Here is an 18,015-nt window from a genome sequence, read left to right on the forward strand (position 1 = left end):
AATTGTACCGGTACAATTATACTTGACGTGTATGATTCATCAGAAGGAGGAATAGAGGATGAAGACGTTACCGAAAGATTTTCTATGGGGAGGCGCACTCGCCGCCCATCAATTCGAGGGTGGTTGGGACGCTGACGGAAAAGGACCGAGCGTCGTCGACGTCTTGACAGCAGGCGCACACGGTGTCGCGCGTCGGATCACGGACAAGGTTGAGCCGAACGAATTCTACCCAAACCATGAGGCAATTGATTTCTATCATCGTTATAAAGAAGACGTAGCGCTTTTTGCCGAAATGGGATTGAAATGCTTGCGTACCTCGATTGGATGGAGTCGCATCTTCCCAAATGGTGATGATGCAGAACCGAACGAGGCGGGTCTTCAATTTTATGATGATTTGTTCGATGAGTTACTCAAACATGACATTGAACCGATCATCACGCTCTCGCATTTCGAGATGCCGCTCCATCTTGCCCGGGAATATGGTGGCTTCCGAAATCGTGAAGTCGTCGAGCATTTCGTCCGTTTTGCAGAGGTCTGCTTCAACCGCTACAAAGACAAGGTCAAGTATTGGATGACGTTCAACGAAATCAACAACAAGATGGACGTCAACAACCCACTCTTCTTATGGACGAATTCAGGTGTCCTTCTAGAAGAAGGGGAGAACGCGCGTGAAATCATGTATCAGACGGGACACCATGAACTGATTGCGAGTGCCCTCGCCGTCGCCAAAGGGAAAGAAATCAATCCAGATTTTGAGATTGGGGCTATGGTCTCTCACGTTCCGATCTATCCGTATTCATCGAACCCGGACGACGTCATGTTGGCCGAAGAGATGATGCGTCAACGTTATTTCTTCCCGGACGTGCAAGTACGTGGGTTTTATCCAAGTTACGCGTTGAACGAGTTCGAGCGCGAAGGGTACAACATCCCAATCCTTGAAGGGGACGAAGAGATTTTACAGAACGGAAAGGTCGATTATCTCGGTTTCAGCTACTATATGTCGACAACCGTGAAGAGTGATGTCGTCGCGGACAATCGTGGGGATATCGTGAACGGTGGTCTGCCGAACGGCGTTGAGAACCCGTACATCCAGTCGAGTGACTGGGGCTGGGCCATCGATCCGGTCGGTCTCCGTTATGTGCTCAATCGTCTGTATGACCGCTATCAGATTCCGCTCTTCATCGTGGAAAACGGATTCGGTGCCGTCGATGAGATTGTCGACGGGAAGATTCATGACGCGGCCCGAATCGATTATTTGAAGGCACATATCGAACAATTGAAGCACGCCGTCCTCTATGACGGAGTCGACTTGATCGGCTATACGCCTTGGGGCATCATCGATATCGTCTCGTTCACGACGGGAGAGATGAAGAAACGGTACGGGATGATTTACGTCGACCGTGACAATGAAGGGAATGGGTCGATGGAGCGGATGAAGAAAGACTCGTTCGACTGGTATAAACGGGTCATCGCGACGAATGGGGAAGAACTGTAAGTGAAACAGGGGGGCAAAGAACTGTGAAATGTATGCAGGTCTTTGCTCTTTTTCGCTATAATAAAGAAAAGTGAGAGTTAGGAGGGAAGAATGATGCAAGTGAAGCAGCATGGGCCAGTGACGGCAGTTTGCGCCAAAGTGAAGAACGGTCCATTCGAGATGTCGATGTATGTATATTATCTCGATGGGATGATCATCGATACCGGGACCCGTACGATGCTCCCCGCTCTCCAACCCTTTTATGAATCGGTCCCAATCGACTTCGTCAGCATTACGCATCCACATGAAGACCACATCGGAACGGCCGCATGGCTCGAACAAACGTATCGCGTGCCAATCTACATACATGAGTCTGCCAGAGATATGTGCCGGATGGGCCTAGATATCCCCGATTATCGGGCACGCTTCTCCGGTGACCCGGAACCGTTCCAGCCGGTCGCCTATCACGACAACCAGATCACGTCAGAGCATCATACCTATCAGGTGATCCATACACCTGGTCATGAACCGAATCATGTCGTCTTATATGACGAGGAGAACGGTCGACTGTTTTCAGGTGATTTGTTCGTTCATCCGTATCCAAAGGTCATGATTCCAGAGGAGTCAGTCCCTGAACAGATCCGTTCGCTCAAGCGTGTCCTGTCCCTCGATTTTGAGGAAGTGTACTGCCAGCATGCCGGACGTCTCGAACAGGGAAGGGAGCAATTAAGCAAAAAGCTCGATTATCTAGAACGTTTGACCGATGACGTGTTAACGAAAACCGCTGCGGGCTATACGATTGACGATATCAACGCTCACCTTTTCCCTGACCCGTCGCCGCTCGTCCAAATCTCCAAGCGGGATTATGACTCCAGACATATGATTTCAAGTATTCTTCGAGAAGTCTACGAACAACTTCGTTGACAGAAGGCGAATCACCTAGTATTCTGAATACATGATTAAACGTTTAAACTTTTAAACGGAGTGATGAATATGAAACAACCAGATACAACACCCGAGGCGTCACTATCTTTATTTGAAGATGCAATCCCATTGTTCCAAGTATTAGCCGACGTCAATCGTCAACGCATCATCGTCGAGATCGCCAGACATGAGCGATTGAACGTCAATCAGATTGATGAAAAGATCGAGTTGTCTAGACCGGCCATCTCGCATCACCTCAAACTGTTGCGACAAGCAGGGATCGTCTCATCCGAGAAAATCGGGACAGAGAACTTTTACTTCTTGACCCTCGAGGATGCGGTCGGACTGCTCAAAGCACTGACACGTGCGATCGAAGATGAATGTATCTTATGACCTTTCTTTTTGGAAACAAAGAGAAAGGCTTCTTTTCCACTAGTTAGTTTAAAAGTTTAAACGTATAAACGTTAAAAGGAGAATGAAGATGAATCAAACCATTGTTATTACGGGAGCATCAAGTGGGATTGGTCGAGCGACCGTCGAACTGTTCAGCAAACGAGGCTGGCATGTCGCCGCGACGATGCGAAGTCCTGAAGAACATCAAGAACTGTCCAACCTAAAAGGGGTCTCGCTCTATCAGCTAGATGTGACGAACGAATCGAGTATTCTTGACGCCTTCGAGCAAATCGTCTCGGATCACGGCACAATCGATGTGTTATTGAATAATGCCGGGTACGGAGCGGTCGGGATTTTTGAAGAAGCCTCTTCTGAACAGATTCAGCGTCAGTTTGATACGAACGTCTTCGGTGTCATGAACGTGATCCGAGCATCCCTTCCGTATTTCCGCAAACAGCGGAGCGGACGTATTGTGACCGTGTCTTCGGTCGGTGGTCAAATCACATTCCCAATCTATAGTCTGTATCATAGTTCAAAATGGGCGATCGAAGGGTTCATAGAATCGCTTCAGTTTGAACTGGCACCGTTTAATATCGACATGAAATTGATTGAACCAGGACCAATCAAGACAGACTTTTATGGTCGTTCCCAGGAACTCGTCTGTGACCAACCGCTCGATGTATATGATAACTATACGGAAGTCGCGCTCCATAACACGAATGCCGCTGGTGCGAACGCTGAAGGCCCGGAGGTCGTCGCCGAGACGATTTGGCGTGCAGCGACCGACCGGAAGAAGCGTCTCCGCTATCCATCGGGTAAACAGGCAGGACTGTTGATTGCGCTGAAGCGTTATCTGCCGAACCAAGTGTTCTTCTCTATCGTGCGACGTGTCGTAGAGAAAAATTAACATCAAGTATCTCTTTTGAACTTCATCAGTGTCGGAAAGAATTTTTTATCCACTCATTCAATGATAAATATCACACAAATTTACCCGATATAACTTGTAAGAGGAGGGGTTTGATGAAAAAAGTCTCACTGGCACTATCGACGTTCATTCTTATGATTGGATTGACGGCAACACCGACAGACTCGGTCGATGCTGCGGCGAAACGCTTCAAAAACTGCACGGAGATGAACAAAGTGTACAAAGGGGGCGTGGCCAAATCGAAGACGACCAAAAACAAAGGTGGAAAGACGCGTTATAAACCTTATGTCAATAAAGCCTTATATGACGCGAATCAATCAAAAGACCGCGACAAAGACGGAATCGCCTGTGAACGGTGATCATAAATCATGCATCGAATCAGCCGCCATACGAGGGCGGCTTTTTTGTATGGACATAGACAACGATTCGACCACATGATATTATCATAAGTAATAACATTATCAAATATGATAACATTGAGGTGGAATCAATGAATCAAGATGTCTTAAAAAGTCTATTGAACCCGATTCGCATGAAAATCTTTCAACACGTTCTGATGAATGAAGGAGTCACGACCGGAGACTTAGCAAAAGCACTTCCCGATGTTCCTCAAGCGAGCCTCTATCGCCATATCAACAAAATGGTACAAGACGAGATTTTATCTGTCATGAGCGAAAATAAAGTTCGCGGGGTGTATGAGAAAGTGTATGCGATTCAAAACAATCCGTTGACCAGTATCAACAAGATTGTCGAGGAGGAAGACCGAGAGCAACTGTATATGGTCTGTTACACGTTTGCGATGTCACTGCTCATGGATTTCGGCAACTATCTGAAGCGCGACTCGATCGACCTCCCAGAAGACAAAGTCGGATTCCGGAGCATCCCGCTCTACCTGTCCGATGGCGAAAGTGACCGATTCTTAACAGGTCTTTATGACTTATTAGAAGATGTGTTGGACCATGATCCTTCCGAAGAACGTACGTTGCGAAAGTTCTCGTATGCGTTCATGCCGGTTGAAGAAAAGGAGGAGATGGATGATGTATAAGCAAGAACAGGTATTCATTCAAGGAGAATCAACCATCGCGGCTACAATGACGACTCCACATGGTGGCCAGTCGCCATTTCCAGCCATCATCCTTATCGGGGGGACCGGTGGATTGGACCGCGACGGGAATGGGACAGGCTTCAAGTCGAATCTGTATAAAGATCTGGCAGAATGGCTGACGACACAAGGTTTCGTCACGTTACGTTTTGACAAACGTGGCATCGGCAAAAGTGGAGGAAATCGGAATACCGTCGGTCTGTCTGGACTCGTTGATGACGTGGCAACGATGATCCGTTATCTGAAATCGCTTGACCATGTCTTACAAGACATCTTGCTGCTCGGTCATAGCGAAGGATGTATCGTCGCGACGCTTGCGGCTGAACGCGAGTCGGTTTCCGGCCTGATTCTATTGTCTGGTGCCGGTGTGGCCTTGAAGACGAGCATGCAGGAACAGGCGCACTTCTTACTCGATGAAGTAAAGCGTACGAAAGGAATCAAAGGGAAACTACTCCGACTCAGCTTGAACGAGAAGTCGGTCATCGGAAAGCAACAAAAACTGTTCGAACGTGTCACAGCGACGGACCAGGATACGATGCGAATCCAACTGATGAAATTCCCTGCCAAATGGTTACGGGAGCACCTTGCGTATACGGATGAGTCGCTCCGGGATCGCTTGGTTCAGTTGAATGTACCGACACTTGCACTGACAGGAGATCGAGATGTTCAAACGGACGTCCATCATCTTGACGAGCTCGATGCTCTTCACGCGAAACATGTCGAGGTACAAAAGATTAGAAACATGGACCATATGTTGAAACATTTCGACGGGGAGATGAGCATTCTGGACGTGAAAAAACAATATCGTGCACAACTTAAGAAGCCGCTTCATCCCGAGCTACAACACCAGCTCCACGAATGGCTCATACGCCACAACTGGATATCATGATGAAGAAGAAGGCAGCGGAGAATTATCCGTTTCCTTCTTCTGTACGTAAGAACCGCTCAACGTGTTCCATCGAGAAATGACGACTCCACTGGACGAAGTGCCCACCTGGGACGGCAATCAATTGCACAGAGGGATGAAGCTCCCGTTCCGCTCGTTTGATATGCCGGAGCGTCCGTTTCGCCTCCTTCAAATCAATACCTGTGAAGTCCGCATAATAGAGTTGCGTCGGTACTTTGACCCGTCGAAGCAAATCCTTAAAGTCCAGTCCGTCGTATCCGAACAATAAATGTTGGCCACCGGTCGACAAACGAGCGGGCTGTTCGAAAGCCGTTCGAATCATCGATGTTGATTCTACCCCAACCCGTCGACAGAACAATTGGAACCGTTCCTCAGAAAATACGGAATCACTCTTGTTCATTCGAGCTTCAATCGAGTTCAAGAGGCGCTTCGGGGAACTGTGATAGAGCAGTCGCAACAAGGGGAAAGCGAATCCGAATATGCCATATTCACGAAAAGGAATCATGGCATTCGGTTTATGACCTTGATCGAGGAGAATCAACCGTCTGACCTGGTCTGGGTAATGGACCGCGTAAGCAAGCGCGATGGCACCTCCCATCGAATGTCCGATCAATCGGATGGACTCCAGTTGTCGTGATGTTCGATACGACTCGACCCAATCCGCGAGCACTTTGGAGGTCGCATATGTATGTAGTCCTTCACTCTCACCAAAACCAGGTAAGTCTAACAGATGGATTTCAAATTGTTTATGTAAGGCTTCGACAAACTGTTGTCCTTGAGACCCGGTGAATCCGCCGCCGGGAAGGAATAGGATAGGGTCACCTTGACCGTAGATGGTTGCTTTGAATTGTCGCACGTCATCTCTCCTCTATATAGAATGCGTTCCATTCAAGTATAAAGATGATTGGAAATCAATTGAAGAAATTTCGCCATCTTTCTCACGGTGTTCGTGAACAAATGAGGGTATAACTTAGTGATAGATAGATTTCTATCATCACGCATCATATTTGCTCTTATGTTTAAAGGAGGAATGATGGATGAAACTTTCGGGGAAAACAGCAATCGTCACCGGGGCCGGCTCTGGTATGGGGCGGGCCATCGCTAAACTCTTCGCGAAGGAAGGCGCGCGGGTCGTCGCATTCGACATGAATGAAGATTCTGTGCAGGCAGTGGTCGAAGAGATGAAGACGGGAGGTGGGGATGTCGTCGGTATCGCTGGTAACGTCACGAATCAAACGGATATCGACCGTCTCGTCGATACGGCAAAGGAAACGTTCGGGTCGGTCGACATTCTCGTCAATAATGCGGGCATCATGGACAACTTTATGACGGTGGGGGAAGTGACGGATGAACTATGGGACCGGGTCCTTGCTGTCAATTTGACCGGACCGATGAAATTAGCCCGTGCCGCCATTCAAGTAATGGAGAAACAAGATAGTGGCGGGGTCATCATCAACAATGCGTCTGTCGGAGGATTGTTCGGTACTCGCGGTGGCGCAGCGTATGTGGCATCGAAACACGCCTTGATCGGGTTGACGAAAAATATCGCAGCGACCCATGGGACACTCAGTAAGATTCGCGCAAATGCCATCGCGCCGGGTGGTGTCAACACGAATATCGGTTCGACCATCACCGCTCCGAGCGAACTCGGGATGCGTGCCATCCAAGGTGCGGGGGAAGCACCGATGGGTGAACCCGAACAAATCGCGAACGTCGCGCTCTTTTTAGCATCGGACGATTCAAGTTTTGTAAATGGAGATGTACTGAAAGCGGATGGCGGTTGGACGGCAAGATAAACGAAAAGAGCCGAAATCATTCGGCTCTTTTCGTTTGGTATTTTTTTCGATAGGCGAGCGGGGTAATCGTATGATGTGCTTTAAATGTCTGTACGAAGTGACTGACACTTGAGTAGCTGAGGCGATTGGCGATGTCAGCAACCGATTCAGTCGAATCCTTTAATAGGACTACGGCCCGGTCCATTCGTTTAACTTGAACATACGCAAGCGGGGAGGTGTTCCCGAACGTTGTAAACAGCCGACAACATTCACTGCGACTTACATTACCCGCAGTCGCGATTTGTGCTAACGATAGTTTATCTTCAAGCTGTAAATGAATATATGCTAGCATGTTTCGAAGACTCTCTAGTTTTTTCTCGTTATTCATTCCCTGGCCATCTTGCTGAATCCAATAACGCCAGATCACCGCACATTGCAGTGTCGCATCCATCCGTTTAAGCGGTCCGTCTACCTGCAAATGGTTAACGACTTGTTCAATCGTATGAACGATGGAGCGGTGTGTTCGTTCTCTCTTTAAAATATGTATGGACTTGTCGCCTGCAAGATATGGCGTTACATATTCTTCGGACAATCTAGGGTGGAACAGCTCATATGGGTCAAATTCAAGTTTGAAGATTTGCGAAGTCTCTTCCATCCGTTGTACGACATAGCTTTGTCCAGATGCCAACAGGATGCTTTCTTTTGAAGCAAGTTTTATATTCTCCCCGTTCACCCGAATATCGACAATCCCTGATTCAATCAATAGTATCGTAAACTGATTCGTGATGGTAAATGTGGAAGCCCCTTGACTTGTCAGTATCGTCCTCTTCAAAGTGATGCTCTCCTCAGTTCGGTAATTTTCCGATATTTCGTTTCGTTTTTAACGGTTAAAATACTTTGATTCCTCCAAAAACAGGGACGATTTCAACATTTTCCTCATCCCCGTAATCTTAATCATGGTTGTGTTTCTTCTATATAATGCTTAAAAGATGAGCCACCCTGTAAAAGCCGCGTGGACGAGAATGGCAACAGGTACCCCAATCCGGAATTTAGGCTTCAATGTCTTATGTCGGAAGATGCGCATTGCCAAATAAGCACCGAATGCCCCACCAATCCATGCCATCGTCAATAACGTACGCTCCGAAATGCGCCAAGCCCCGATCCGAGACCGTCGTTTATCGACAAAAAATGACACAAACGCTAGTAAATTAGTCACAATGTAATATAGCAGTAATAGTTCCAAAGACCAAAACCTCCTTATTTCTCTCTTTATTATATCTTAAAATGGCTCTACAAAGCCGTTTTCATGGATTAAAACAATTTTCTGAATCCTCTCATCCCTATGAATTGTTCTGTAAATGAACTGATATGACTCTCATATCGTCCTGTAATCGCTGTGAAATATAGAGGTGTTACAGTAAGGGGGCGTTAGAAAAGGGAGGAATATTCTTATGAAAAAACCACTATTGACACTAACGGCACTCGCTGGCCTTAGTTTAGGAGTCGCTGCTCCAGCTTCGGCAGCATCAACACACACAGTTCAGTCTGGAGATACACTCTATCGTATCGCCGTGAACAACAACGTCTCTGTAAACGACATTAAACAAGCGAACGGCTTAAACTCAAATATGATTTACCCGAACCAAGTCTTGAAACTTGGAAAGGCAGAAGCAAAAGCTTCTACTGCATCTAAAACGTATACAGTTAAATCAGGTGATACACTTTATCGTATCGCATTGAACCACGGGATCTCTGTTAATCAATTGATGACTTGGAACGGTCTTGATTCAGATCTTATTTTCCCAGGACAAGAGTTCGCCGTGAAAGGTGCAGCAGCTGCATCGGTAGCGAATGATGCGAAAACATCAGCACCGAAGACATCAACATCAGCACCAGTAACAAAAACAGCATCGTCTACAACGCAAACCCAAGCTCCGGCTTCAGGTAAGACAATGACTGTTGAAGCAACAGCTTATACACCATATTGTGCTGGATGTTCTGGTATCACAGCGACAGGTATCGACGTTCGTTCGAATCCTAACCAAAAAGTCATCGCGGTCGACCCTTCTGTCATTCCGCTCGGCTCTAAAGTATGGGTTGAAGGATACGGAGAAGCAATCGCAGGAGACACTGGTGGTGCCATCAAAGGTAACAAAATTGATATCTTGATGCCGACACAAGAGCAAGCGCTCAACTTCGGTCGCAAGTCAATCACAATCAAAGTCTTGAACTAATTCAAGCTCATCAAAGACACTGCCATCGGGCGGTGTCTTTTTTGTGTTTATCCTTTCTCCCATGGATTCTTCACTTTCGTCAAACCTAATCGTTTAGCGAGCGGCTTAATCGTCAATCCATGCAAGGTGACAGACGTGACGACGAGACCGAGCGTAATCGGTAGCATCCGTTCTGCGTCTTCAATCCCCAGTTCAGTGATTTCTTGTGCGAAAAATGCTGTCACCGTCATGGCGACGATCCCACGTGGGGCAATCCAACTGATGAGCGCCCGCTCTTTCGTCGTCAAAGGGGAGCCGAGTAAGGAGGTTTGCACCGAGACGGGGCGAACGATGAACAAAATTCCTAGAATCGACAAGAGGAGTGGCCAGTCGAAGATGGCAAGTAAACTGTCGCGGGTCAAACTGGCGGTCAAAATGATAAACACGGTGGAAACGAGTAAGATAGAGATATTTTCTTTAAATTCACGAAGTTGTTTCAAAATGTGGAGATGTCCATGTTTGGAGTTCGCCATCGTCAACCCCATCGCCGTCACGGCCAACAATCCGACTTCATGCATGACCCATTCACTGATGGAGTAGACAAGAAGGACTCCGGAGAACGTCAACGTTGTCCGTAAATATTCTGGGACTTTCTCATTTCCGAACAAGCGGATGAGTAAATGTCCGACGGCAATCCCGAAAGCAACGGCGACGATACAGGACCAAAAGAACGGTAAATGGCTCGCTAGTCCGTCATTTTGATAAAAGATAAAGCCAATCCGTACGACGAAGAGACCCATCAATGCACCGAGTGGATCGACAATAATCCCTTCCCACTTCAACACTTTCGAAGGTCGAACCGATAAGTTTGCTTGACGTAATAACGGGATGATCACTGTCGGTCCCGTCACGACGAAGATGGCACCCAGTGTGAAAGCCGGTAACCAATGAAACTCTCCAATCCAAATCAATAAGATGGAGGTCAGGATAAACGAAATGAAGACACCGACGGTAACGAGACGAAAAATTGGCTTTCTTAAATCATCAATCTCTTTAAACTCGAGACTGAGACTACCTTCAAATAAGATAAGCGCCACGGCGATCGAGATGAGTGGGCTATATAAATCACCCAATATCGAGTCTGGATCTAACCATCCGAAAATCGGACCAACCAGGATACCCGCAACCGTCATGATCAAGATGGCCGGGAAGTCAAAACGCCATGCAATCAACTGCGAAAGTGCGCCGATGAGGACAAGTAAGCTGAATCCAATCATCATGTCTTCCATAAACACCCTCCATTTCATCGCTTCCTCATATATGTATACCCATATCATGAAAAACATCTGCTAAGATTGCCCGATTTCGGGTAAGAATTGAAGGAAAGGGAGGGATACGATGGAAGTAACAATCGGACTCATCATCGTCATACTGACATGGCTCATCTTATTGCTTAACCTCACGTTCGCCGTCACCATCATCTTTTTTGAGAGGCGGGACATCGGTACGACGTGGGCATGGCTGCTCGTTCTCTTCTTCTTACCACTCATCGGCTTTTTCGTGTACATCTTCTTCGGCCGACTGATCAAGTCTCAAAACTTTTATGAAGTGGAAGAAGAGAAACGCGAAGCGTATCACCACCATGTCGAAGAACAACTCGATCAGCTCGACCGTTCGCTCGCCCCGTTCAATCATCCACTTCTTTTGAAATATCGCCGGCTGGCACGTCTGAACCTCGTGTCGACGAATGCGCTGATGTCATTCCACAACGATATCACCGTCCTGCACGACGGAACGGAAAAGTTCGACCAGATGTTTCAAGACATCGAGCGCGCGACGAAAGAAGTCAATATTCAATATTACATCATCCAAAACGACCCGCTCGGTCAGTCGCTCATTCGTCTGTTAACGGAGAAGGCGAAACAAGGGGTGCGCATTCGTCTCCTTTATGATGCTGTCGGATCGAGAGGATTAAGACATAAACACTTTAAGGATCTACTCGCTCACGGAGGAGAAGTCAAATCGTTCTTCCCGTCCAAACTCGGCATCAATTTCCGCGTCAACAATCGAAATCACCGAAAACTCTGTATCATCGACGGTGAACTCGGTTATATCGGAGGTTTTAACGTCGGGGATGAATACCTTGGTAAAGATGAGCACTTCGGCTATTGGCGTGACGTTCACTTACGAATCTCTGGCGACGCCGTGAAAGAATTATTAGAACGGTTCATCTTAGACTGGAATCGCTCGGTCCCGACGAAAACGAAAGCACGGAAAAACGACTTTGTCTGGCCGACCGAGGGAATCTCACATCATGCTTCACCGGTTCAAATCGTGACCTCAGGACCGAATTCCTCGACGGAGCACCTGAAGAACATGCTCGTCAAAATGATCACACAGTCAAAAGATTGTATCTATATTCAGACACCATACTTCATTCCGGATGCGAGCTTCCTTGATGCCTGTCGGATTGCTCTCATGGCAGGTACCAAAATCAAGCTGATGATTCCAAATAAGCCGGACCATATGTTTGTCTACTGGGCGACTTATGCGAATGCGGCGGAACTCGTACGCTACGGGGCCGAGGTCTTTACGTACGAAGAAGGATTCCTCCATGCGAAGACGCTCGTAATTGACGGAGAGGTCGCTTCCATCGGGACCACGAATATCGATGCGCGAAGCTTCCGTCTCAACTTTGAAATCTCAGCACTCGTCTTCGATCGAGATGTTGCACAGTCCGTCATCGATGCATTCGAACGGGACGAATCTCGTGCCGAAAAGTTGACGATCGAACGATACGAGTCGAGGACCCGTTGGATTCGCTTCAAAGAGAGCGTGTCACGCCTGCTCAGCCCGATCCTATAACGCGAAACATCCGGTAGAGGAAATTCCTCACCGGATGTTTTTTAACGTTTCTTCAATTGTGTGACAAGACGCTCGAATGACTCATTGACGTCTTTCGGGGCTTCCTTATCTCCATATTCCGCTGCCTCTAACCATTCAGCGTATAAGGTATGGTTCGTGAACTCGATTCGTTGTAACCAGTCAGATACCGTTTCTTCACGGAGACGCGGTTGCACTTGTTCGAGCTTCCGTCCCGTTTCGAGAAGCTGAATTTGCCGTGGGGAGCGGACGATTCGTTTATCTGAGAGCGTCGGGTGATGAATACTCTTTGGAATCATCCCGTCTTCCTGGATGTCTTTTCGCTTCTGTAAATAGAAGAACAAACCGACACCAATCAATAGCGTGACAACAAAGATACCGATGAAAAAGAGCGACTCGTTCGAAGCGGACTGGAGTAATGTCTCCTGTGACACTGTCTCCGCATCGATGTTTGGGTTATCTGGCACGAGGAAGCGGTTCACACGGTCATTCGGATCGAGTGTGATGCCGTCGAACCAGCTGCCAATCCATAAGAAGAAGGGACTGATCCAGGCGATGACATTCCCAAACAACAGCTCTTTGATCGTACGGATGATGAGGGAGACGGCTAACCCGATTCCTAGCCCGAGAGCAAGCATCGTCACCATGCGCTTATAGTCACGACGATAGTAAAGGTTCCGCTGCCAGATCAAAAAGATGAACGGAAAGAGCACCATCGCGAGCGGCTGGGTCGCCGGTGGGAATAACCAGTCGGCCACTAAGAACAGGACACTCGCCATCGCGTAACGGTCCGTCCAATCCAACGTTCGGATAAATGCATGCACGTACGTGAAGACCAAAAGCAAGATGCTCATCTCATAAGAGAAGTACAGGGCACCGATCGAAAGGACCGTCTGCACGATGAGCTGTGTGTTCCGAGAGAGACGAAGCGTCAATAAAAAGAGGAGCGGAAACACGTGACCGATATAAAACGCCGCGAAGACCCACCATAGCCATCTCATTGACCGTCACCCCCTAACCGTAAAATCGATTGGTTCCCGCTATACTTGGCGACTTTTCGTTCGAACAAGGAGCGTGCCAATGGAAAATCGCTCTCCGACAGACAGGCGAACGTCGTCATAATCTTACGGAAATGCACCTCGCCGCTTCCAGGCGGTAGGTCGTATGTGATCCCATCTTTCGTAAGCGTCGGGACGATGAGACCGTAACTCGCGTTCTCTTTCTCAAAATCGCGACATAGGGCTGCCGCTTGTGAGATGAGTCGCTCCATCTGATAGGTGAGGGCTCGTCCGTCTTTCGTCAACAAATCGAGGACGATCACATACTCATTCGCTTGGACCGGTTGCTCCGTACGGGCAAGCAGTTCCCCTGTCTTTGCATAGGCGGACCAATACAACTGTCGCATCGGTTGCCCGTGATATGGAGTGACCGACTGGAACGTCTCCGGGTCACGATAGGCGCTATGTCGGACCATCTCCTCACCGGGGAGGGTAGGTGGCCGTTTCGGGATCGGATACGGTGAAAACTCAGGGAACACATAACCAATTCGGGGAAGGGTGTCTTCCTTGTATAGAGAGAACATGCGCAACGGGTCACGAATTTCCATCCCGATTGCCTCAAGACGGATGGGTCCACGCTTCTTTGCATGGAGCGGGATGGTAAAATCGACGGTTGCATTCGTCTCGACAAAGTTCTCCTGGCGCCAAAACGCGTGACCTTCCGACTCGACGGTTGGATGTAAATACCCGGATAGCCGTACGACTCCGAGTGGTACTTTTGCAGTGGATACGAGTTTTAACACGTAGACGGCGTCGTCATTCGGGAAAAGTTTTAACTCCTCGGTGAGGTCGACATGCACTTGTTCTGCCAATCGAAACATGAAAGCAGGCATGACCAGAGCATAGAGACTGAAGCCGATCAATAGGCTCGCAATCAAGACATTCCCGTATAGCGCTGTGAAGATCCCGACGACAAACAAGAGCCACATGTATCCGGACTCGAGATAGCGTGGGCTGACTAACTGCATCTTACACCTCTGATGGGACCGGGATGGTCTCGAGTACAGATTTGATGAGCTTCGTCGGCTTCGTCTTCAAGGAAGCTTCGACCGTCAAGACGATTCGGTGTCCTAGAATCGGAAGAGCGAGCGCTCGGATGTCTTCTGGTGAAACGAAGTCTCGTCCTTCCATATAGGCATGTGCCCGAGCCGCCATCGTATAGGCAAGGGTCGCCCGCGGACTCGGACCCACCTCGATATCCCGGTGATGACGGAGTGACTCCATCAAATCGAGGAGATAGTCCTCCATCGCCTCATGGAACTTCACATCGCGAACCTCTTGTTGCATCTTCAACAGCTCGTCACGTTGAAGCGAAAATGGCTCCGTCGACAAATGCTCGTTCCGAATCAAACGACGCTCTGAATCCCGTGACAGGGGAGCGAGTGTCAATTTAAACAGAAAACGGTCCAATTGTGCTTGTGGAAGCGGGAATGTCCCTTGCCCGTCGAACGGGTTTTGTGTAGCGATCATAAAGAACGGTTCCGGTAACTGAAGTGACACTTCCCCGAGCGTCACTTGACGTTCTTGCATCGCCTCAAGCAAGGCCGATTGCGTACGCGGTGTCGTCCGGTTGATCTCATCGACGAGTAAGATTGACGTAAAAATCGGCCCCGTCCGACGTTCGAACGCCCCCGTCGTCGGATTGAACAATTCCATTCCTAAAATGTCACTCGGTAAAGTGTCCGGCGTACATTGAACACGCTGAAACGTCGCCGATACGGAACTCGCGAGACTTCGGGCGAGAGTCGTTTTCCCTGTTCCTGGACGGTCTTCCAGTAACACGTGTCCTCCTGATAATAATGCGATCGAGGCAAGCTTGATTGCTTTTGATTGCCCGATGACTTGATCATTTAAATGTGAAACCCATGGATGCACCATTCAAAATCCCCCTATATTTTTCTGATAATTAAGAAAATCATAGCATAATCGACGATTGAGGTGTGCTTAAAATCCGACGATAATCTAAAAAAGACCGACCGGCATGCGCCAGTCAGTCATCGTTTTGGAGAATCTAAATATCGTTCGAAATGACGTTCGAGCCATTCTTGGAAAAACGACATGAACGTACAAATCGCCCAGTAAATCAATGCCACGACGATATAGACCGTCATATAATCAAACTCACGACCCCCGACGATTTTTGCTTTATTGAAGATCTCCGGGACAGTGATCATCGCCGCAAGAGAACTCGCTTTGATCAAATCGAGAAAGACGTTCGAGAGCGGGGGAAGGGCGATCCGTGTCGCCTGAGGTAGGACGACACCTTTGAGCGTCAACCATTTCCCCATCCCAAGCGAACGGGCCGCTTCTACCTGTCCGTCATCAACTGCACGAATCGACGAGCGGATAATCTCGGCGATATAGGCGGCAGAGTTCAAACTAAACCCGAGAATGGCTGCAGTCAATGCGGCAAACTCGATACCGATGAACGGGAATCCCGAATAGAGGATGAACAAGATGATCAGAATAGGCACACCACGCATGAACGAGATATAAAATGTCGATGGATAGCGGAGGAGTCGCGTCGGAGACAACTTCCCAAGCGCCAATATCAGACCAAGCACAAGACCGAAAAACATGCTCGTAAAGGAAATCCAAAGCGTGTTCGGTAATCCGCCTAACAGATAAGGGAACGACTCGATGGCTAGGTCTACGTCAAAGATGGCGTCCCATTTGATGTCTGAGAACGTCATATCATTTCCTTACTTCGTCTCGACGATTGTCGCGTCCACATCAGGTTCAACCGAGACGTCGGCCCCGTTGTAGAATTGCTCTGACAACTCTTTGACCGTACCGTCCTCGAGCATCTCTTCTAATACACGGTCGATATTCTCTTGAAGCTCGTCGTTTTCGTTATCCATCAAGAATGCGACTTCTTGCGGGTTATAAGCGATATCAGGGTGAATCGTGATATCAAACTCTGGGAAGAAGGCGAGAGCAAGTGTTTGAAGATAGTAATCGTTCAAGATGACATCGGTACGTCCTGTCGAGACGTCACGCAAGTACTGGTCGTTCGTGGCGTTGTCATAGATGACTTCTTCAGCTCCGTATTGACGTGCCACTTCCATGAAGACGGTCGTCGCTTCGCCAGCGGCTTTTTTACCTTTCAAGTCTTCAAGCGATTCAATGCCTGAAAGGTCACTCTTGCGAACGATGGCTGTTCCGTATGTGTACTTATACGGTTTTGAGAAAGCAAATTTCTCCTTACGGTCTTCTGTCACCGAGATGTCGTTTGCCGCGACATCGATTTGACCGTTTTGAACGCTTGTCAACATGTTGTCAAACGCCATTTCTTTGAACTCGACTTCAAGTTCGAGGCGCTTCGCAATCTCTTTCATGAGTTCCACGTCAAAACCTGTCAACGTATCACTCTCTTCTTCACGGAAAGAAGCGGGGTAGAGAGTACCAGCCGTTCCGACTGTCAACGTTCCTTCTTCTTGAATTTCTTCCCAACGTGTCGTATCTGCTTGATTCGTGCTATCATCACCACAAGCGGCAAGTGGGATTGCTAAAAACAATGTTGCTGCCAAACCTTTTGTTGTTCGTTTCACAAGAATTCCTCCTTAGATGCTTCATCTGTCTAAAAATAGCATGACTTCAGCGGTCTAGCAACTGTGAAACACGTATTAAACAGATTCGAGTTACATTTGAAACGTTTATTCATAAAGCGCTAACATTCCTTTGAAAGCAAAATTCATTTCATTAATACAGAAAACTATAATCAATGAAACAGATTGTTATTTTGCATAATAAAAGAAATGGTAGGAATGAATAAATAAAGAATACTTTACAGGGAAAAGAGGCGGAGTGGATGAGTCGTATTCAACTAAAAAGACTTGAAGCGTCGCTCATTAATCAAATGAATGACACAAATGATCCATTCCCAGACGACCTAATCAACTGGCATGCTTATATGAGTCAGGACAATCGAATCGTATATGTAGCGATGGATGTAGATGAGTGTGTAGGACAAATTCGACTCGTGAAAGATTGGAATCGATTTGCATATATCGAAAACATCGCAGTCAAAATGACGTACCGTAAGCAAGGAATCGGAAAAATGTTGCTTGAGACAGCCGAACGTTGGGCCAAAGAGAAAGAACTGATTGGATTATCTCTTGAGGCGCAGAACGATAACTTGATTGCATGTCGCTTTTATAGAAAAGAGGGATTCCAACTTGGAGGAGTCGATACAATGAAACAACACGCGAATCTACAGATTGATTTGACCTTGTATTGGTACAAGATTTTTGAAGAAGGGGGGCAATCATAAATAGAGTATTTTCATACTCTTTTTTTATTAGTTTACATAACATATATTATCAGTAAAAATAAAGTCTCATCTCATTATCTTAGTATAC

At 47.6% G+C, this 18,015-nt stretch carries 20 protein-coding genes; 11 read left to right on the forward strand and 9 right to left on the reverse strand.

Translation table 11 applies throughout. The annotated features are described in order from the left end of the window. Positions 1-58: 58 nt before the first annotated feature. The 7 genes from bglA to KNO86_RS02025 all read left to right on the forward strand — a co-directional run bounded on the left by bglA (position 59) and on the right by KNO86_RS02025 (position 5,707). The gene (bglA, locus tag KNO86_RS01995; RefSeq protein ID WP_214692360.1) at positions 59-1,495 is read left to right on the forward strand and encodes a 6-phospho-beta-glucosidase BglA; all 1,437 of its coding nucleotides are present in this window, start codon (positions 59-61) and stop codon (positions 1,493-1,495) included. A 93-nt stretch (positions 1,496-1,588) separates the two neighbouring features. Further along, positions 1,589-2,398, forward strand: a complete 810-nt coding sequence (locus KNO86_RS02000) for an MBL fold metallo-hydrolase (RefSeq protein WP_251126865.1) — start codon at positions 1,589-1,591, stop codon at positions 2,396-2,398. A gap of 69 nt (positions 2,399-2,467) precedes the next feature. Beyond that, positions 2,468-2,791, forward strand: coding sequence for an ArsR/SmtB family transcription factor (locus KNO86_RS02005; RefSeq protein ID WP_214692369.1), 324 nt, complete (start codon positions 2,468-2,470; stop codon positions 2,789-2,791). 88 nt (positions 2,792-2,879) lie between these two features. Continuing rightward, positions 2,880-3,698, forward strand: coding sequence for an SDR family oxidoreductase (locus KNO86_RS02010; protein WP_251126866.1), 819 nt, complete (start codon positions 2,880-2,882; stop codon positions 3,696-3,698). 152 nt (positions 3,699-3,850) lie between these two features. After that, positions 3,851-4,075 carry an excalibur calcium-binding domain-containing protein gene (locus KNO86_RS02015; protein WP_370149069.1) on the forward strand — a complete coding sequence of 75 codons (225 nt, stop codon included), beginning with the start codon at positions 3,851-3,853 and terminating at the stop codon, positions 4,073-4,075. Positions 4,076-4,206: 131 nt separating this feature from the next. Beyond that, complete coding sequence (locus KNO86_RS02020; RefSeq protein ID WP_214692373.1) at positions 4,207-4,761, forward strand: helix-turn-helix domain-containing protein; 555 nt, start codon at positions 4,207-4,209, stop codon at positions 4,759-4,761. Then, on the forward strand, positions 4,751-5,707 hold the full coding sequence (locus KNO86_RS02025) for an alpha/beta hydrolase (protein WP_214692375.1): 957 nt from the start codon (positions 4,751-4,753) through the stop codon (positions 5,705-5,707). The genes KNO86_RS02020 and KNO86_RS02025 overlap by 11 nt, the downstream gene beginning before the upstream one ends. 22 nt (positions 5,708-5,729) lie before the next feature. Here the strand turns inward: KNO86_RS02025 and KNO86_RS02030 are convergent, their stop codons facing one another. Continuing rightward, positions 5,730-6,581, reverse strand: coding sequence for an alpha/beta fold hydrolase (locus KNO86_RS02030; protein WP_214692382.1), 852 nt, complete (start codon positions 6,579-6,581; stop codon positions 5,730-5,732). Between the two features lie 181 nt (positions 6,582-6,762). Here KNO86_RS02030 and KNO86_RS02035 point away from each other — a divergent pair, with 181 nt between their 5' ends. Continuing rightward, positions 6,763-7,521, forward strand: a complete 759-nt coding sequence (locus KNO86_RS02035; protein WP_214692384.1) for a glucose 1-dehydrogenase — start codon at positions 6,763-6,765, stop codon at positions 7,519-7,521. Between the two features lie 16 nt (positions 7,522-7,537). Here the strand turns inward: KNO86_RS02035 and KNO86_RS02040 are convergent, their stop codons facing one another. Together KNO86_RS02040 and KNO86_RS02045 are read right to left on the reverse strand one after the other, a co-directional pair. After that, positions 7,538-8,332 carry an AraC family transcriptional regulator gene (locus KNO86_RS02040; protein ID WP_214692391.1) on the reverse strand — a complete coding sequence of 265 codons (795 nt, stop codon included), beginning with the start codon at positions 8,330-8,332 and terminating at the stop codon, positions 7,538-7,540. A gap of 150 nt (positions 8,333-8,482) precedes the next feature. Beyond that, a complete protein-coding gene (locus KNO86_RS02045; RefSeq protein ID WP_214692393.1) occupies positions 8,483-8,743 on the reverse strand; it encodes a DUF1294 domain-containing protein in 261 nt (86 codons plus the stop codon). Positions 8,744-8,951: 208 nt separating this feature from the next. Between KNO86_RS02045 and KNO86_RS02050 the strand changes: the two genes are divergently transcribed. Further along, positions 8,952-9,734 (forward strand): LysM peptidoglycan-binding and 3D domain-containing protein, encoded by a 783-nt coding sequence (locus KNO86_RS02050; protein WP_214692395.1) that lies wholly within the window; start codon positions 8,952-8,954, stop codon positions 9,732-9,734. A gap of 47 nt (positions 9,735-9,781) precedes the next feature. On the opposite strand, the gene KNO86_RS02055 is transcribed toward KNO86_RS02050, so the two are convergent. Next, a complete protein-coding gene (locus KNO86_RS02055) occupies positions 9,782-11,002 on the reverse strand; it encodes a cation:proton antiporter (protein ID WP_214692397.1) in 1,221 nt (406 codons plus the stop codon). Between the two features lie 109 nt (positions 11,003-11,111). Here KNO86_RS02055 and cls point away from each other — a divergent pair, with 109 nt between their 5' ends. Continuing rightward, a complete protein-coding gene (cls, locus tag KNO86_RS02060) occupies positions 11,112-12,578 on the forward strand; it encodes a cardiolipin synthase (RefSeq protein ID WP_214692399.1) in 1,467 nt (488 codons plus the stop codon). A gap of 41 nt (positions 12,579-12,619) precedes the next feature. Here cls and KNO86_RS02065 read toward each other — a convergent pair whose 3' ends face one another. From KNO86_RS02065 to KNO86_RS02085, 5 genes are all read right to left on the reverse strand, one after another. Further along, positions 12,620-13,597 carry a hypothetical protein gene (locus KNO86_RS02065; RefSeq protein WP_214692401.1) on the reverse strand — a complete coding sequence of 326 codons (978 nt, stop codon included), beginning with the start codon at positions 13,595-13,597 and terminating at the stop codon, positions 12,620-12,622. After that, on the reverse strand, positions 13,594-14,622 hold the full coding sequence (locus KNO86_RS02070) for a DUF58 domain-containing protein (protein ID WP_214692403.1): 1,029 nt from the start codon (positions 14,620-14,622) through the stop codon (positions 13,594-13,596). Before KNO86_RS02070 ends, KNO86_RS02065 begins: the two co-directional genes overlap by 4 nt. Position 14,623: 1 nt before the next feature. Beyond that, positions 14,624-15,532 (reverse strand): AAA family ATPase, encoded by a 909-nt coding sequence (locus KNO86_RS02075; protein ID WP_214692405.1) that lies wholly within the window; start codon positions 15,530-15,532, stop codon positions 14,624-14,626. 116 nt (positions 15,533-15,648) lie between these two features. After that, complete coding sequence (locus tag KNO86_RS02080; RefSeq protein ID WP_214692406.1) at positions 15,649-16,347, reverse strand: amino acid ABC transporter permease; 699 nt, start codon at positions 16,345-16,347, stop codon at positions 15,649-15,651. Positions 16,348-16,356: 9 nt separating this feature from the next. Then, positions 16,357-17,205 carry a transporter substrate-binding domain-containing protein gene (locus tag KNO86_RS02085; RefSeq protein ID WP_214692415.1) on the reverse strand — a complete coding sequence of 283 codons (849 nt, stop codon included), beginning with the start codon at positions 17,203-17,205 and terminating at the stop codon, positions 16,357-16,359. Between the two features lie 260 nt (positions 17,206-17,465). Here KNO86_RS02085 and KNO86_RS02090 point away from each other — a divergent pair, with 260 nt between their 5' ends. Then, the gene (locus tag KNO86_RS02090) at positions 17,466-17,927 is read left to right on the forward strand and encodes a GNAT family N-acetyltransferase (protein ID WP_214692417.1); all 462 of its coding nucleotides are present in this window, start codon (positions 17,466-17,468) and stop codon (positions 17,925-17,927) included. Positions 17,928-18,015: the final 88 nt, after the last annotated feature.

The organism is Exiguobacterium sp. s160, from assembly GCF_018617575.1.
GTDB lineage: Bacteria > Bacillota > Bacilli > Exiguobacteriales > Exiguobacteriaceae > Exiguobacterium > Exiguobacterium aestuarii_A.